This is a genomic window from Streptomyces hygroscopicus subsp. hygroscopicus, from assembly GCF_030269125.1.
GTDB classification, from domain to species: Bacteria; Actinomycetota; Actinomycetes; order Streptomycetales; family Streptomycetaceae; genus Streptomyces; species Streptomyces hygroscopicus_C.
Window position 1 is genome coordinate 96,547 of the sequence record NZ_BSSM01000012.1, and the last position, 15,753, is coordinate 112,299.

16 protein-coding genes are annotated in these 15,753 nt (G+C 71.3%); 10 read left to right on the forward strand and 6 right to left on the reverse strand.

The window, feature by feature from the left end; translation table 11 throughout:
- Window positions 1–51: 51 nt before the first annotated feature.
- Window positions 52–765, reverse strand: a complete 714-nt coding sequence (locus tag QSK45_RS25275) for a L,D-transpeptidase family protein (RefSeq protein WP_285560715.1) — start codon at window positions 763–765, stop codon at window positions 52–54.
- 2 nt (window positions 766–767) lie between these two features.
- Window positions 768–1,355, reverse strand: a complete 588-nt coding sequence (locus tag QSK45_RS25280) for a pyridoxamine 5'-phosphate oxidase family protein (RefSeq protein ID WP_285560717.1) — start codon at window positions 1,353–1,355, stop codon at window positions 768–770.
- Between the two features lie 131 nt (window positions 1,356–1,486).
- On the opposite strand from QSK45_RS25280, the gene QSK45_RS25285 reads away from it, so the two are divergent.
- From QSK45_RS25285 to QSK45_RS25305, 5 genes are all read left to right on the forward strand, one after another.
- Window positions 1,487–2,680: an argininosuccinate synthase gene (locus QSK45_RS25285; RefSeq protein WP_285560719.1), complete on the forward strand. Its 1,194-nt coding sequence runs from the start codon at window positions 1,487–1,489 to the stop codon at window positions 2,678–2,680.
- A gap of 115 nt (window positions 2,681–2,795) precedes the next feature.
- Window positions 2,796–4,229, forward strand: coding sequence for an argininosuccinate lyase (argH, locus tag QSK45_RS25290; protein WP_285560720.1), 1,434 nt, complete (start codon window positions 2,796–2,798; stop codon window positions 4,227–4,229).
- A gap of 135 nt (window positions 4,230–4,364) precedes the next feature.
- Window positions 4,365–5,336, forward strand: coding sequence for an aldo/keto reductase (locus QSK45_RS25295; RefSeq protein ID WP_285560722.1), 972 nt, complete (start codon window positions 4,365–4,367; stop codon window positions 5,334–5,336).
- Between the two features lie 84 nt (window positions 5,337–5,420).
- Entirely contained in the window at window positions 5,421–5,972 is a 552-nt protein-coding gene (locus tag QSK45_RS25300) for a TetR/AcrR family transcriptional regulator (protein WP_285560724.1), read from the forward strand.
- Entirely contained in the window at window positions 5,969–7,492 is a 1,524-nt protein-coding gene (locus QSK45_RS25305; RefSeq protein WP_285560726.1) for an MFS transporter, read from the forward strand. The genes QSK45_RS25300 and QSK45_RS25305 overlap by 4 nt, the downstream gene beginning before the upstream one ends.
- Window positions 7,493–7,511: 19 nt before the next feature.
- Here QSK45_RS25305 and QSK45_RS25310 read toward each other — a convergent pair whose 3' ends face one another.
- A complete protein-coding gene (locus QSK45_RS25310; protein WP_285560728.1) occupies window positions 7,512–9,176 on the reverse strand; it encodes a multicopper oxidase family protein in 1,665 nt (554 codons plus the stop codon).
- A 146-nt stretch (window positions 9,177–9,322) separates the two neighbouring features.
- Window positions 9,323–9,994 (reverse strand): lysophospholipid acyltransferase family protein, encoded by a 672-nt coding sequence (locus tag QSK45_RS25315; RefSeq protein WP_285560729.1) that lies wholly within the window; start codon window positions 9,992–9,994, stop codon window positions 9,323–9,325.
- A 349-nt stretch (window positions 9,995–10,343) separates the two neighbouring features.
- Here QSK45_RS25315 and QSK45_RS25320 point away from each other — a divergent pair, with 349 nt between their 5' ends.
- Entirely contained in the window at window positions 10,344–11,528 is a 1,185-nt protein-coding gene (locus QSK45_RS25320) for a glycerophosphodiester phosphodiesterase (protein WP_285560731.1), read from the forward strand.
- 174 nt (window positions 11,529–11,702) lie between these two features.
- Complete coding sequence (locus QSK45_RS25325) at window positions 11,703–12,200, forward strand: GNAT family N-acetyltransferase (protein ID WP_285561051.1); 498 nt, start codon at window positions 11,703–11,705, stop codon at window positions 12,198–12,200.
- A gap of 93 nt (window positions 12,201–12,293) precedes the next feature.
- On the opposite strand, the gene QSK45_RS25330 is transcribed toward QSK45_RS25325, so the two are convergent.
- Window positions 12,294–12,713, reverse strand: coding sequence for a hypothetical protein (locus tag QSK45_RS25330; protein ID WP_285560733.1), 420 nt, complete (start codon window positions 12,711–12,713; stop codon window positions 12,294–12,296).
- A 2-nt stretch (window positions 12,714–12,715) separates the two neighbouring features.
- Entirely contained in the window at window positions 12,716–13,075 is a 360-nt protein-coding gene (locus QSK45_RS25335; RefSeq protein WP_145483871.1) for a hypothetical protein, read from the reverse strand.
- 67 nt (window positions 13,076–13,142) lie between these two features.
- On the opposite strand from QSK45_RS25335, the gene QSK45_RS25340 reads away from it, so the two are divergent.
- The 3 genes from QSK45_RS25340 (at window position 13,143) to QSK45_RS25350 (ending at window position 15,723) form a co-directional block, all read left to right on the forward strand.
- The gene (locus QSK45_RS25340; RefSeq protein ID WP_285560739.1) at window positions 13,143–13,559 is read left to right on the forward strand and encodes an HAD family hydrolase; all 417 of its coding nucleotides are present in this window, start codon (window positions 13,143–13,145) and stop codon (window positions 13,557–13,559) included.
- A 395-nt stretch (window positions 13,560–13,954) separates the two neighbouring features.
- On the forward strand, window positions 13,955–14,989 hold the full coding sequence (locus tag QSK45_RS25345) for a methionine ABC transporter ATP-binding protein (RefSeq protein ID WP_285560741.1): 1,035 nt from the start codon (window positions 13,955–13,957) through the stop codon (window positions 14,987–14,989).
- Entirely contained in the window at window positions 14,986–15,723 is a 738-nt protein-coding gene (locus QSK45_RS25350; protein ID WP_285560743.1) for a methionine ABC transporter permease, read from the forward strand. The genes QSK45_RS25345 and QSK45_RS25350 overlap by 4 nt, the downstream gene beginning before the upstream one ends.
- Window positions 15,724–15,753 lie beyond the last annotated feature (30 nt).

Here is a 15,753-nt window from a genome sequence, read left to right on the forward strand (position 1 = left end):
CGATGGATCACCTTGCCCCCTGAAGGGGCGGCGGACCACGCGCGGTGGATCTCAGTACCGGCTGATGTCCGTCACGCCGCCGGAGGTCCCCAGGGCGATGTGCGGCCCCTTCCCGGGCACCACCCACCGCAGGATCCGCCGCATGGCGTCCTCCGGCACCGACACACAGCCGGCCGTCGCGCCCTTGCCGTCGACGTGCAGGAAGATCCCGGCCCCCCGGTCCCGCACCGGCCGGTGGTAGTTGAACCCCACGACGAGCCCGTACGCGTACTGCCCGCCGTACGCGCTCAAGTGCTCCGCCTCGGCCGCCCGGCAGTCCTCGGGCAGCGGGTCCGTCCACCGGTTGTACGACGACGACGCGTTGTCCTGGCACCACCAGGAACTCTCCTTCACCGCCCGGTAGGAGATCCCCGTGCCGGCCGGCGCCGCCTTCGTCCCGAACCCGAACGGGAGGTCGTACAGCCCGGTCGGCGTCGTACGCGTGCCCTGCTTGCGCGAACCCCCCTCGACCAGCCCGTTCGCCCCGAACCGCGCCGGCGCGGAACCGGCTCGCGTCCACGCCCCGTTCCGCAGGTCCCACCAGGTGACCGTGCCCGTGGTGGACCTGCTGTCCGGCGCCTGCGCGGTGATCAGCTGGCTGCCGCCGCCGGTGTCCGCCATCCGCGCCGGCAGCGGGACCGGCGCCGGTCCGTGCGGGGCGGGCGCGGACCCGAGCAGGCCGAGCGCGGAGAGGGACACGAGGCTGGCGACGACACCGGAGCGCATGCTCAGACGCTAGACGGGGGCAGCGGCAACGGCAGCCCGGGTAGTCCGTCCAGGCTCGTGGCGATGTACTCCTTCCCGGTGAAGTAGTCGTTCAGCGAGGCGTCGTCCTCGCGCGCGAAGCGCCGCTCGTGCAGATCGCGTTCGTCCTCGTACGCCATGAAGGGGACGGCGTACCCGCAGGTGTCCCGGATCAGCTCGGCGTGCACCACGATGACGGCGCGCAGCCCGTGCGCCCGCGCCTCGATGTCCGGGAAGCGGGCGAGCAGCCCGGGGAAGCGCGGGTCGTCGCGGAAGACCGGCTCGCCCCGGCCGTGCACCCGCACGATGTTCGGCGGGCCCTGGAAGGCGCACCACATCAGGGTGATCCGCCCGTTCTCGCGCAGATGGGCGATGGTCTCCGCGTTGGACCCGGCGAAGTCCAGGTAGGCCACGGTGAGTTCGTCCAGCACGGCGAACGAGCCCTTGAGGCCCTTGGGGGAGAGGTTGACCCGGCCGTCGCCGGACAGCGGCGCGGTGGCGGTGAAGAAGAGGGGCTGCTCCTCGATGAACGTGCGGAGCCTGCCGTCGATGCGCTCGTAGGTCTTTCCCATGTCCGCCGATTATCCCCGGAAGTCTTTCGACTGTCTAAGGATTCTGGTGTTCACCCGGAGGGGCGATTGACGAATCATGCGGAGTTCTGCATACTCATGCATATCAGCGAATGCACTGTGAGGAGAAACCCGTGACCGAGCGCGTCGTACTCGCCTACTCAGGCGGTCTGGACACCTCCGTCGCCATCGGCTGGATCGCCGAGGAGACGGGCGCCGAGGTCATCGCCGTTGCGGTCGACGTCGGCCAGGGCGGCGAGGACCTGGACGTCATCCGCAAGCGCGCCCTCGCGTGCGGCGCGGTCGAGGCCGAGGTCGCCGACGCCAAGGACGAGTTCGCCGACGAGTACTGCCTCCCGGCGATCAAGGCCAACGCCCTGTACATGGACCGCTACCCGCTGGTCTCCGCCCTCTCCCGGCCGACGATCGTCAAGCACCTCGTCGCCGCCGCCCAGAAGCACGGCGCCACCACGGTCGCCCACGGCTGCACCGGCAAGGGCAACGACCAGGTCCGCTTCGAGGCCGGCATCGTCGCCCTCGCCCCCGACCTGAAGTGCATCGCCCCGGTCCGCGACTACGCGATGACCCGCGACAAGGCGATCGCCTTCTGCGAGGCCAAGCAGCTCCCGATCGCCACCACCAAGAAGTCCCCGTACTCCATCGACCAGAACGTCTTCGGACGCGCCGTCGAGACGGGCTTCCTGGAGGACATCTGGAACGCCCCGATCGAGGACATCTACGAGTACACCTCCAACCCCGCCACCCCGCGCGAGGCCGACGAGGTCGTCATCTCCTTCAAGGAGGGCGTCCCGGTCGCGATCGACGGCAAGCCCGTCACCGTCCTCCAGGCCATCCAGCAGCTCAACGAGCGGGCGGGCGCCCAGGGCATCGGCCGGATCGACATGGTCGAGGACCGCCTCGTCGGCATCAAGTCCCGCGAGGTCTACGAGGCCCCCGGCGCCATCGCCCTGATCACCGCCCACCAGGAGCTGGAGAACGTCACGGTCGAGCGCGAGCTGGCCCGCTACAAGCGCCAGGTCGAGCAGCGCTGGGGCGAGCTGGTCTACGACGGCCAGTGGTTCTCCCCGCTCAAGCGCGCCCTGGACGGCTTCGTCAACGAGGCCAACCAGCACGTGACCGGCGACATCCGGATGACCCTGCACGGCGGCCGCGCCGTCGTCACCGGCCGGCGCTCCGAGTCGTCGCTGTACGACTTCAACCTCGCCACCTACGACACCGGCGACACCTTCGACCAAGCGGCGGCCAAGGGCTTCATCGACATCTACAGCCTGTCGTCGAAGATCGCCGCCAAGCGGGATCTCGCCTGACCCCTGACGAGTGATCCCTCACGGGTTACCTCGCACGCATCAGCCTGACAGCCGCCTCCCCACCTGCAAGGGTGGGGAGGCGGTCGCACAGAGACATCTTCCGAGGAGCAACGCAGTGAGCAGCAACAGCGGTGACGTACGGCTCTGGGGCGGCCGTTTCGCCGACGGTCCCGCCGAGGCCCTGGCGAAGCTGTCCGCTTCCGTCCACTTCGACTGGCGGCTCGCGCCGTACGACATCGCCGGCTCGCGTGCCCACGCGCGCGTGCTGCACCAGGCCGGGCTCCTCACCGAGGACGAGCTGACCCGCATGATCGCCGGGCTCGACCAGCTGGAGGCGGACGTCGCCGACGGCTCCTTCACCGGCACCATCGCCGACGAGGACGTGCACACCGCCCTGGAGCGCGGCCTGCTGGAGCGCCTCGGTCCCGACCTGGGCGGCAAGCTCCGCGCCGGCCGTTCCCGCAACGACCAGGTGGCCACCCTTTTCCGGATGTACCTCAGGGACCACGCCCGGATCATCGGCGGCCTGGTCGCCGACCTCCAGGACGCCCTGATCGGCCTGGCGGAGGCCCACCCGGACGTGGCGATGCCCGGCCGCACCCACCTCCAGCACGCCCAGCCGGTGCTCTTCGCCCACCACGTCCTCGCCCACGTCCAGTCCCTGTCCCGGGACGCGGAGCGGCTGCGGCAGTGGGACGAGCGCACGGCGGTCTCGCCGTACGGCTCGGGCGCCCTCGCGGGCTCCTCCCTGGGGCTGGACCCGGAGGCGGTCGCCAGGGACCTCGGCTTCGAGCACGGCAGCGCCGCCAACTCCATCGACGGCACCGCCTCCCGGGACTTCGTCGCCGAGTTCGCCTTCATCACCGCGATGATCGGCGTCAACCTCTCCCGGATCGCCGAGGAGATCATCATCTGGAACACGAAGGAGTTCTCCTTCGTCACCCTCCACGACGCCTTCTCCACCGGCTCCTCGATCATGCCGCAGAAGAAGAACCCGGACATCGCGGAGCTGGCCCGGGGCAAGTCCGGCCGCCTGATCGGCAACCTGACCGGTCTCCTCGCCACGTTGAAGGCGCTTCCCCTCGCCTACAACCGTGACCTCCAGGAGGACAAGGAGCCGGTCTTCGACTCCTGCGACCAGCTGGAGATCCTGCTGCCCGCCTTCACCGGCATGATGGCCACCCTCACCGTCCACCGCGAGCGCATGGAGGAACTGGCCCCGGCCGGCTTCTCCCTCGCCACCGACATCGCCGAGTGGCTGGTCCGCCAGGGCGTCCCCTTCCGCGTGGCCCACGAGGTCGCCGGCGAGTGCGTCAAGGTCGCCGAGTCCGAGGGCAAGGAACTGGACGAACTGACGGACGACCAGTTCGCCGGGATCTCCGCCCACCTCACCCCCGAGGTCCGCACGGTCCTCGACGTCCCGGGCGCCCTGGCCTCCCGCAGCGGACGCGGCGGCACGGCCCCGAGCGCGGTCGCCGTCCAACTGGCCGAGGTGAAGGCGGACGTGGCCCGGCAGCACGAATGGGCCAAGGCCAAGACGCCCCGCTGAGGGCGTGGGGATCTGCGGGACGAGTCACTCACCACCCGCACTCGCGCGACGACGCACGAGCCGAGCCCCTGGGCGAGGCACTCGCGGGTTACGTTGGTCGCACACCGTACCGGAGCCGACCGAACGGAGCCCGCGATGCCCTTCGCCCGCCTCGCGACCGCGACGACCCCCACCTGCCACATCGGCCTCGGCCTCGCCGCCGTCGGTCGCCCCGGCTACATCAACCTGGGGCGCGACCGCGACCTCGGGGAGGCCCGCAGCGTCGACGCCCTCCGTACCCGCACCCACCAACTCCTCGACGCCGCCTACGCCCAGGGGGTCCGCTACTTCGACGTCGCCCGCTCCTACGGCCGTTCCGAGGAGTTCCTCGCGGCATGGCTGGAGGCGAACCCCGGCATCGACGACGTGGTCGTGGGCAGCAAGTGGGGCTACACCTACACCGCCGACTGGTCCACCGACGCCGAGCGGCACGAGGTCAAGGACCACAGCCTGGCGACGTACGAGCGGCAGCGCGCCGAGACCGACGCCCTGCTCGGCGAGCGGCTCGACCTCTACCAGATCCACTCGCTCACCCCGGACAGCCCGGCCCTCACCGACAAGGAGCTCCACGCGAGGCTCGCGGAGGCCGCCGCCGGGGGCCTGACCATCGGCTTCTCCACCAGCGGTCCGCAGCAGGCGGAGACCGTCCGCGCCGCCCTCGCCGTGACGGTCGACGGCGAACCCCTCTTCCGTACCGTCCAGTCGACGTACAACGTCCTGGAGCACTCGGCCGCCCCCGCCCTCGCCGAGGCCCACGACGCCGGCCTGACCGTGATCGTCAAGGAGGGCATGGCGAACGGCCGGCTCGCCGAGCCCAACGCCCCCGAGGCCCTGAGGTCGGTCGCCGCCGAGGCGGAACTCGGCTGCGACGCCGTCGCCCTCGCCTGGATCCTGCGCCGGCCCTGGGTGGGCGTCGTCCTCTCCGGCGCCGCGACCCTCACCCAGTTGGCCTCCAATCTGCACGCCCCCGCCGTCGACCTGGACGCGGACCTGATGACCCGCCTCGCCACGCTCACGGAGGACCCGCGCGTCTACTGGGAGCGGCGCGGCCGGCTGCCCTGGCACTGACCGGACACCCACGCTGACCAGCCATGATGAGTCACGCATGCCCATGATGAGACATTCCTGTCTCACATGGGCTACTCTTGTTTCATGGCCCTGGACCGAGACCATGTGCTGCGCAGCGCCGCCGCCCTGCTGACCCGTAAATCCACCGCGACCATGGACGAGGTCGCCAAGGCGGCCGGGATCAGCCGGGCCACGCTGCACCGCCACTTCGCCGGGCGCGACGCGCTCGTACGGGCCCTGGAGGCGCTCGGCATCGCGGAGTGCGAGGCGGCGCTCGACCGGGCCCGCCCGGAGGAGGGGTCCGCGACCGACGCCGTCCGCAGGCTGGTCCGCGAGATCCAGCCGGCCGCGGGACTGCTCGCCTTCCTGTACGGCGAGAGCCAGCTGTGGGAGGGCGACCGGCAGAACGACGGCTGGCAGCGGCTCGACAGCCGGATCGGCGCGCTGTTCCAGCGCGGCCAGCGGGGCGGCGAGTTCCGCATCGACCTGACCCCCGTCTGGCTCACCGAGGCGCTGTACGGCCTGACCGCCTCCTGCGCCTGGGCCACCCTGGACGGCCGCGTGGCCGCCCGAGACTTCCCGACCATGGTCGCCGAGCTGCTGCTCGGCGGCGCTCTACGGAGAGAGGAACCATGACCAGCACCCTGCGGCCGGCGAGCGTGGCGGAGGTGGAGAAGCGTCCGGGCCGCTGGCTCGCGCTCTGCGTCCTCGTCCTGGCCGTGCTGCTGGTGGCCGTCGACGCCACCGTCCTCGGCCTGGCGACCCCCTTCATCAGCGAGGACCTCCACCCCTCCGGCATCCAGCTGCTGTGGATCGGTGACGTCTACTCCTTCGTCATCGCCGGCCTGCTGGTCTCCATGGGCAGCCTCGGCGACCGCGTCGGCCGCAAGCGGATCCTGCTCTGCGGCGCCACCGCGTTCGGCGCGATATCCGTGCTCAACGCCTACGCGACGACACCCGAGACGATGATCCTGGCGCGGGCGCTGCTCGGTGTCGCGGGCGCGACCCTGATGCCCGCCACCCTCGCCCTCATCCGCAACCTCTTCCACGACGCGCGCGAGCGCAGCCTCGCGGTCGGCATCTGGGGCGCCACGGCCTCCGCCGGCACGGCGGTCGGTCCCATCGCGGGCGGCTTCCTGCTGGAGCACTTCTGGTGGGGCTCGGTCTTCCTGATCAACCTGCCGGTGATGGCGGTCCTCGTCCTGGTCGGCGTCCGCACCCTGCCCGAGTCCCGCAACCCGGACCCCGGTCCCTGGGACCTGCCCAGCGTGCTGCTGTCGCTCGTCGGCATGATCGGCGTGGTGTACGCCGTCAAGGAGACGGCCGCCCACGGCGTCTCCGGGTCCACGCTCGCCGTCGGTCTGCTGGGCGCCGCCGCCCTGTACGGCTTCGTCCGCCGCCAACTGACCATGCCCGTCCCGCTGCTGGACATGCGGCTGTTCCGCAACCGCGGCTTCGGTGGCGCGGTGCTCGCCGACCTGCTGACCGTGCTCGGCATGTCCGGCCTGGTGTTCTTCCTCTCCCAGTACCTCCAGCTCGTCCAGGCGAGGCGGCCGTTCGAGGCGGGCCTCGCCGAACTGCCCGCCGCCGTCGGCGCGGTGGTGGCCGGACTGGTCGCGGGCAGCGCGGCCCGCCGCTTCTCGGTCCGCTCGGTGGTCTCGACCGGACTCGCCGCGGTCGGCCTGTCCCTGGCCGCGCTGACCTCCCTCGGCCAGACCACGGGCTACCCGGTGCTCGGGGCCGCCCTGCTGGTCGTGGGCGTCGGCGCGGGCCTGTCCTTCACGGTCACCGCCGATGTCATCCTCTCCAGCGTCCCCAAGGAGCAGGCCGGAGCCGCCTCCGCGGTCTCCGAGACGGCCTACGAGCTGGGCGCCGCCCTGGGCATCGCACTCCTCGGCTCCATAGTGACCGCCGTCTACAGCACCTTCCCCGCCCCGCCGCACACCCCACCGGGCGCCCACGACTCCCTGGGCGCGGCGGTGGAGACGGCGTCCCGCATGGCCCCGGCGCCTGCCGAGTCCCTGCTCGACGCGGCCCGCGACTCCTTCGTCCACGGCCTCCACCTGGCCTCGGGGGCGGGCGCGGCGGTCCTGCTGGGCACGGCGGTGGCGGCGTGGTTCCTGCTGAAGGGCCAGAAGCTGGAGAACGCGGACTGACCCGGCGCCCGGCGGCCTCTCACCGCTTGTACCCCAGCACCGTCATCATCCCGCTCTCCGAGTGGTACTGGTTGTGGCAGTGCAGCATCCACAACCCCGGATTGTCCGCGTCGAACTCCACCACCAGCTTCCGGTGCGGCAGCACCAGCGCCGTGTCCTTGCGCGCCCCCACCGCGTCCAGCCCGGTCATCGCGAACGTGTGGCCGTGCAGATGCATCGGGTGCCACATGTCCGTCGCGTTGATGAGAGTGAGCCGCACCCGCTCCCCGGCGTGGATCTCGTGCCGCTGCCGGACGTCGTACGCCTTGTGGTCGAAACCCCAGTCGAACTTCCGCATGTTGCCGGTGATCCTGATGCGCATCTGGCGGTCGGGATGCCGCTCGGGGAGGGCGACCGACTCGGCCGGTTCCAGCCGCCGCGCGGGCACGCACTCGCCGTCCAGCTCCTTGGGGCGGACGTCCGGCGCCGGGAGGTTCCTGCCCTTGTCGGTGCGGAGCACGGCGAGCGCGTTGCCCTTCTTGCCCTCGGCGAGCGCGACCAGCGGGAAGCAGCCGTCCTTGACGGTCACCAGCACGTCGTACCGCTCGGACATCCCGATGAGCAGCGCGTCGGTCTCCTTGTGCCGCACGGGGTAGCCGTCGGTGTGCGTGACCGTCATGGAGTGGCCGCCGAGGGAGACCCGGAAGGCCGTCTCCGAGCCCGCGTTGACGAAGCGCAGCCGGACGCGGTCACCGCGACGGCAGCGGAACTCCGAGGGGTTGTGCGGCAGGCGCCCGTTGGCGAGGTAGTACGGGTAGTCGACGCTGCCGCCGTCGCCCTGGAGCATCCGGCTGTGGGAGTCGTGCAGCACCCGGTCGGGACCGCCCCCCGCCTTCCTGGGCGACGACTTCGCCCTGGCGGACCTGCTGGGACCCGGGCTCGGGCTGCCGCTCGCGTGCGGGTGCTCGGGGCCCATGCCCATGCCGGCCATCCCTGAGCCGCCCGGCTTGAGCTGTTCGAGCACGTTGTCGGGGGTGGAGCCGTCCACCCCGTCGAGCCAGTCGTCCAGGACGACGACCCACTCCTTGTCGTAGGCGAGCGTCTCCTTGGGATCGTCCACGACGAGCGGCGCGTACAGCGCCCGGTCGGGTTGCATCCCGACGTGGGAGTGGAGCAGGTACGTGCCCGGGTGCTTCACGGCGAACCGGTAACGGAAGTCCGCGCCGGCCGGGATGGGCCGCTGGGTCAGGTCGGGCACGCCGTCCATGTCGCAGCGCAGCCGCACCCCGTGGGAGTGCAGGGTGGTGGTGGTCGGCAGCCGGTTGGCGAGCGTCAGATCGAGGATGTCGCCCGCGGTGACCCGGACCAACGGCCCCGGCACCGTGTCGTTGTACGCCCAGGTGCGCACGGAGCGTCCGCCCAGGTCGAGCTTGGCCTCCGCCGCGGTGAACCGGTGGGTGCGCACCCGCCCCGCCCCCCGCTTGCGCTCGGTGGCGAGGACCTCCGGGTCCGACGGGTTGACGTACCCCTTGGGCCCCGCCGGTACGAAGTTCCCCTCAAGGCCGGCTCCGAGGGGACCGGTGTCCGCGTGGTGGGGACCGGAGCGCCGCTCGGGCCCTGAACCGGAGCCGCAAGCCGCCAGGAAACCCGCGCCGACGGCTGCGACGGGGACACGGAGGAGGGTTCGCCGCGAAGGTGTATCCATGCCTGAATCAGACATGCTCCGTGGATCACACGCGCGGGGGCGTAGGCCGAATGCCCCTGCCCCGTGGCAGATTCACACCGGCAGACGGACGAACGCGGACCGCCCGGCCACAACCGGAACGGCCCGCGTCCATCTGCTCGTCAGGCTCAGGCGGCCTTCGCCTTGGTGGCGTACATGTCCACGTACTCCTGCCCGGACAGCCGCATGACCTCGGCCATCACGGAGTCGGTGACCGCCCGCAGCACATAGCGGTCGCGGTCCATGCCCTCGTAGCGGGAGAACTCCATCGCCGGGCCGAAGCGGACGGTGACCTTGCCGGGCCGCGGGATGCCGTTGCCGCCGGGCTGGAGCTTGTCGGTGCCGATCATGGCGAACGGCACCACCGGCGCGCCGGTCATCAGGGTCAGCCGGGCGATGCCCGTACGGCCCCGGTACAGGCGGCCGTCGGGGGAGCGGGTGCCCTCCGGGTAGATCCCGAAGACCTTGCCCTCCTCCAGGACCCGCCGCCCCGTCATCAGCGCCGCCACCCCGCCGTTCGCGCCGTCCCGGTCCACCGGGATCATGCCGACGCCCGTGAAGAACCACGCCATCAGCCGGCCCTTGAGGCCCTTGCCCGTGACGTACTCGTCCTTGCCGATGAAGAGCACCTGACGCTTCGTGACCACAGGCAGCACGATCGAGTCGATGAAGGTGAGGTGATTTCCGGCCAGAATCACCGGGCCGTCCCCCGGAATGTGCTCCACACCCTCCACCTGTGGGCGGAACATCAGGCGCATGATCGGTCCGAGCACTGCCTTGATGAGGCGGAAGCGGGACAACGGGTCCTCCGATGTCAGGGGAGCGATATGAGTCTGTGCAGGTGAGGACATTACTCGCGGGTCCGGCGCGAACGCACATCGGGCACGGCCGGTTCACCGAGGTCTTACGAAGTGTTGACGTGGGTTTACCTGCGGTGACGCGTGGCGGACGGCGTGTAACACCCTTGTGCCGATGTGACGGACATCGCTCACCCCGTCGCCGTACGCGAGGGCCCGTCAGCCGCCCGCACGCACGGGCCACGCACCGTCACCCGGGAGTTCGACGCGAAGCCTCCCTTCTGTCACATGCCCACCCCTACGATCGCTCGGACTGATGAGCGAAGAAGACAGCAGACGGCAGGAGGCCGCCATGGGAACCGAGCGTACGAACGAGACGCAGCCACAGACGCAGATCACGGGGCGGCGGGCGCTCCTCGGCGCGGCGGTGCTGGGCGCGGGCGGTGCGGTCCTCGGACTGTCCGGCACGGCCAGGGCCACCGAGGCGGTCGCGGCGGGGAAGGCCGCCGCGCGCGGGCTCAAGGGCCTGCCGGTGCCGGCCGTCATCGGCCACCGCGGCGCCAGCGGCTACCGCCCCGAGCACACCTTCGGCTCCTACGAGCTGGCCCTCGACCTCGGCGCCGACATCGTGGAGGCCGGTGACCTCTGTCCGACCAAGGACGGCCATCTCGTCTGCCGCCACGAACCGGAGATCGGCGGCACCACCGATGTCGCGGACCACCCCGAGTTCGCCGGCCGCAGGACCACCAAGGTGCTCGACGGCGTCCCGACCACCGGCTGGTTCACCGAGGACTTCACCCTCGCCGAGCTGAAGACGCTGCGCGCGATCGAGCGCATCCCGGCCAACCGCCCGCACAACACCCTCTACAACGGCCGCTGGGAGATCCCCACCTTCGAGGAAGTCCTGAAGTGGCAGGACGAGCAGACCCGCAAGCGCGGCAGGCAGGTCTGGATCTACCCGGAGACCAAGCACCCCACCTACTTCCGCAAGCTGGGCCTCGCCCTGGAGGAGCGCGTCGCCAAGCTGCTGCGCAGGCACGGCAAGGACACCCGCAACTCCCCCGTCATCCTCCAGTCGTTCGAACCCTCCAGCATCCAGAAGCTCAACCAGCTGGTCGACAACCCGCTCGTGGTGCTGCTGTCCGCGGCGGACAGCCGTCCCTGGGACTTCGTGGAGGCGGGCGACCCGCGCACCGTCCGCGATCTGATCACGCCCAAGGGCCTGCGGGAGATCGCCGGTTACGCCCAGGGCATCGGCCCCACCCTGGACCTGGTCATCCCCAGGAAGGCGGACGGCAGCCTCGGCGAGCCCTCCACCCTGGTCTCCGACGCACACCGGGTCGGCCTGATCCTGCACCCCTACACCATGCGCAACGAAAACCCGTTCCTGCCCGCCGAGTTCCGCAAGGGCACCGCGGCCGACGGCTACGGCGACCCCTTCGGCGCCTTCCAGGCGTACTTCGCGACCGGCATCGACGGCGTCTTCACCGACAACGCCGACACCGGCGTCCTCGCCCGCGCCGACTACCTGTCCTGATCCGCGCCCGGTCGCCCCGCCGGTCTCTCCCGAAGGCCCCGGCCGGCGGGGGACCGGCGCGGGAGTCGGCTATCTCACAGGACGGCCCCGCACGAGGGAGGTTGTTTCCCGCCGGGCGCGGGGATAGGAGTGTGGGGGACGACAGATGATCAGGTGAGCGGGAGGCATGCGCACATGGGCATGAGCGTGACCATCTCGGTGGCGACCGAACAGGACGCGGAGGACATCTTCCGCCTCCAGTACCTGTGCTTCCAGAGCGAGGCGCAGCTCTACGGCAACTACCGCATCGAGCCGCTCGTCGAGACCCTCGACGCCGTCCGCCGCGAGGTCGCCGTCGACTGCGTCTTCGTCGCCCGGCTCGGCGACGAGGTGGTCGGTGCCGTGCGCGGCAAGCTCACCGAGGAGGGCTCGGCCGTCATCGCCCGCCTCTGCGTCCACCCCCGCCTGCGGGGCCACGGCATCGGCGCCCGCCTGCTGCGCGCCGCCGAGTCCGCCCTGGCCGAGGACCGCGGCGCCACCCTCTTCCGCCTCCGGACCGGCCACCTCAGCGAGGGCAACCTCCGCCTCTACCGGCGGGTCGGCTACGAGGCGGTGGGCCGCGCCGAGGGAACGGACGGGGTGGAGCTGATCGTCCTGGAGAAGCCGGCGACCAGTTACGCGACGACGGCCTGACCGACGCGCCCCCGAAGGGCGCGGGACCGCGCGGGCGTGCGGCCCCCACGGGGGGCGCGAGCGGGCACGTCGGAGGGCAAGCCGCCGACGTGCTCAGGCGTTCCCCCGCGACCGAGCCTTCCGCAGCCAGTACATCGCGGAAAGGGGGAGCAGCACGGGAATGAAGACGTACCCCATCCCGTAGTCGGACCACACCGTGGCGTCGGGGAACGCCGAGGGGTCGGCCATGGTCCACGTCCCCACGAGCAGCACACCCGCCAACTCGACCCCGCAGCACACCAACGCCGCCCGCCGGGCGACGTCCCCGCCGCGCACGAGCGTGTACGTGATGAACGCGTACACGACCCCCGCCACGGCGGACAACGAATAAGCGAGCGGCGCCCGTTGGAAGTCCGTCGCGATCTGGTACACGGAACGCGACACCGCCCCGACGACCATCACGCCGTAGAACCACACGAGCAGCATCCCCGGCCCGCTGATCAACCGGGCCGGTTTCTCCTCGACGGTCGCCATCCTCAGCCTCCCCAGATGTCGAAGAGCCGGACCTGCAGCACGGCCAGCACCACGCCGCCCGCCGCGGCCGTCACCGAACCCCACCGGGTCCGCTCCGCCAGCGACATGAACCCCGCGGCCGGAACGCAGGCGAAGGCGCCCAGCAGATACGCCACGAAGATCGCGGTCCCCTGCTCCGGCTTCTCGCCCCGCGCCAGCTGCACGATCCCGATCACCAGCTGGATCACGGCCAGCAGCGACACCACGGCCATGCCGATGAAGTGCCAGTCCTTCGTCGGCTGGTCACGATAGGCGGCCCAGCCGCACCATGCGGCGAGCAGCAGCGCGGCGACCCCGGTCACCAGCGTCAGGACAGTGAGCATGCGGTGACCTTATTACGGCGGAAACGGACCAACGCCGCCGACCCCGCCGTACCACAGGGCCGAGGCCATGACGATCCACGCGCACGCCCTCCTGTCCGGCAACGACGGCACCCTGGTCTCCTCCTGCGACTCCGTCGTGCGCTGCCGGACCCTCCCCCGAGAACTCCGACAAGCTCCGTCCCCGGGGACCCCCGTGGCCCATCGGTACGGGGTCACGGCCGAGCGGTTCGGGCAGGTGGAGCCGCACGGTCGTACCGCGGCGGAGGTGATCGCCGACCTCCTGCCCGCCGGCCTGGTGCCGGAGGCCGCCGCCCGGGTCGAGCAGCTGGAGGCGGAGGACGTGCCGAACGGTGGGGTGCGGACCGTGGCGTTGGCCACAACCCACCGTGCCGGGGAACTCGACGCCGACCTCGCCGTGGACGACCTCGCGGCCTTGCGCGCACTGGCCACCGGCGGGGGAGTGGGCGTCTCCGTCCGCGACTGAGCCCCGCCCCGAGGTGTCCGCCGCTGTCCACTATGCGGACAGCAGCGACCGGTGGGCGGCGGCCGTCTGCTTTACTGGGCCGCATGACCACGACGAACAGCCGCATCCCTGCGACCGAGGCGACCATGACGCCCGGTGCTGTTTGTACGTGTCCGTGTCGAATGTGCGCTTTCTAGAGGGCCCCCGCACCATCCGAGCCTCGCGCCCCGAAGCGAGAGCCGCGGCCCGTCCCGCGCCCGTACCGGGCGCAGGGGACCCGTCGGCCGCCCCGCGCACACGACGTTCTCCCCGGTTCCCCGCCACCCGAGAACCGTGCCGCGTCCCCGAACGAACGCACGCAACGCACCCGTGCCGGGCACACCCGTGCCCGCGCACTCGACAGTGACGGAATTCCTGTGATCACCACATCGGGCCTGACCAAGGTCTACCGCTCCCGCGGCCGCGAGGTCACCGCCCTCGACGGCGTCGATCTCCACGTCCGCGAAGGCGAGGTCTACGGCGTCATCGGCCAGTCCGGCGCCGGCAAGTCCTCCCTCATCCGCTGCGTGAACCTGCTGGAGCGCCCCACCTCCGGCACCGTGACCGTCGCCGGGCAGGACCTCACCGCCCTGGCCGGTCGCGGGCCGCGCGCCGGCAAGGAGCTGCGCCAGGCGCGCAGCCGGATCGGCATGGTCTTCCAGCACTTCAACCTGCTGTCCTCGCGGACCGTGCAGGACAACGTCGAGCTGCCGCTGGAGATCCTCGGCGTGTCCGGGAAGGAACGCTCCCGCAAGGCGCTCGCCCTGCTCGACCTGGTCGGCCTCGCCGACAAGGCCAAGTCCTACCCCGCCCAGCTGTCCGGCGGTCAGAAGCAGCGCGTCGGCATCGCCCGCGCCCTGGCCGGCGACCCCAAGGTGCTGCTGTCCGACGAGGCCACCAGCGCCCTCGACCCGGAGACCACCCGCTCCATCCTCCAGCTGCTGCGCGACCTGAACCAGCAGCTCGGCCTCACCGTCCTGCTCATCACCCACGAGATGGACGTGGTCAAGTCGGTCTGCGACTCCGCCGCCCTGATGGAGAAGGGCCGGATCGTGGAGTCCGGCACGGTCAGCGAGCTGCTGGCCACCCCCGGCTCGGAGCTGGCCGCCGCGCTGTTCCCGCTGAGCGGCGAGCGCACGGGCGCCGAGCGCACCGTCGTGGACGTCACCTTCCACGGCGAGGCCGCGACCCGGCCGGTCATCTCCCAGCTGTCGCGCACCTACAACATCGACATCTCGATCCTGGGCGCCGCCATCGACACCGTCGGTGGCCTCCAGATCGGCCGGATGCGCATCGAGCTGCCCGGCCGCTACGAGGACAACGTGGTGCCCATCGGGTTCCTGCGCGAGCAGGGGCTCCAGATCGACGTCGTGGGCCAGGAGGCCGTGCTCGTGAAGGAAGGTGCCAAGTGACCTGGTCCGAGATGCAGCCCCTGCTGTCGCAGGCGTGTTCCGAGACGTTCGACATGGTGCTCTGGTCCACCCTGATCGCCGTCGTCGTGGGACTCCCGCTCGGCCTGCTCCTCGTCCTCACGGACCGCGGGGGCCTGCTGCAGAACGTCGTCGCCAACAAGGTGATCGGCCAGATCGTGAACGTCGGCCGCTCCCTGCCGTTCATCATCCTGATGGTCGCGCTGATGAGCTTCACCCGCTGGGTCACCGGGACGACGATCGGCACGGCCGCGGCGGTCGTACCGCTCGCCATCGGGGGCATCCCGTTCTTCGCCCGCCTGGTCGAGACGGCCGTGCGCGAAGTGGACGGAGGGCTCGTGGAGGCCGTGCAGTCGATGGGCGGCAACACCTGGACCATCGTCCGCAAGGTGCTCGTCCCCGAGTCCCTGCCCTCCCTGATCGCCAGCACCACCACCACGGTCATCGCCCTCATCGGCTACTCCGCCATGGCCGGCACGGTCGGCGGCGGCGGCCTCGGCGACCTCGCCGTGCGCTACGGCTACCAGCGCTTCGAGACCGAGCTGATGTGGATCACCGTCGCGATCCTCGCCGTCGTCATCTCCCTCATCCAGTTCGCCGGAGACTTCGCGGCGCGCGCCCTGCACCGCCGCGGCGGCCGCTCCGGTCCCGCGCCCAGGCTGCGGTTCCTGAAGGCCGCGGAGCCGGACCCGGCCGAGGCCGGCAAGGCCGCGTAAGCGCCGGCCAGGCCACGTAGAAACGTTTCT

Excerpts from the sequence above, each read along its gene's own strand:
- QSK45_RS25275 (WP_285560715.1), bottom strand. The coding sequence starts at position 765 with ATGCGCTCCGGTGTCGTCGCCAGCCTCGTGTCCCTCTCCGCGCTCGGC.
- QSK45_RS25280 (WP_285560717.1), bottom strand. The coding sequence starts at position 1,355 with ATGGGAAAGACCTACGAGCGCATCGACGGCAGGCTCCGCACGTTCATC.
- QSK45_RS25295 (WP_285560722.1), top strand. The coding sequence starts at position 4,365 with ATGCCCTTCGCCCGCCTCGCGACCGCGACGACCCCCACCTGCCACATC.
- QSK45_RS25300 (WP_285560724.1), top strand. The coding sequence starts at position 5,421 with ATGGCCCTGGACCGAGACCATGTGCTGCGCAGCGCCGCCGCCCTGCTG.
- QSK45_RS25305 (WP_285560726.1), top strand. The coding sequence starts at position 5,969 with ATGACCAGCACCCTGCGGCCGGCGAGCGTGGCGGAGGTGGAGAAGCGT.
- QSK45_RS25310 (WP_285560728.1), bottom strand. The coding sequence starts at position 9,176 with ATGGATACACCTTCGCGGCGAACCCTCCTCCGTGTCCCCGTCGCAGCC.
- QSK45_RS25320 (WP_285560731.1), top strand. The coding sequence starts at position 10,344 with ATGGGAACCGAGCGTACGAACGAGACGCAGCCACAGACGCAGATCACG.
- QSK45_RS25325 (WP_285561051.1), top strand. The coding sequence starts at position 11,703 with ATGGGCATGAGCGTGACCATCTCGGTGGCGACCGAACAGGACGCGGAG.
- QSK45_RS25330 (WP_285560733.1), bottom strand. The coding sequence starts at position 12,713 with ATGGCGACCGTCGAGGAGAAACCGGCCCGGTTGATCAGCGGGCCGGGG.
- QSK45_RS25335 (WP_145483871.1), bottom strand. The coding sequence starts at position 13,075 with ATGCTCACTGTCCTGACGCTGGTGACCGGGGTCGCCGCGCTGCTGCTC.
- QSK45_RS25340 (WP_285560739.1), top strand. The coding sequence starts at position 13,143 with ATGACGATCCACGCGCACGCCCTCCTGTCCGGCAACGACGGCACCCTG.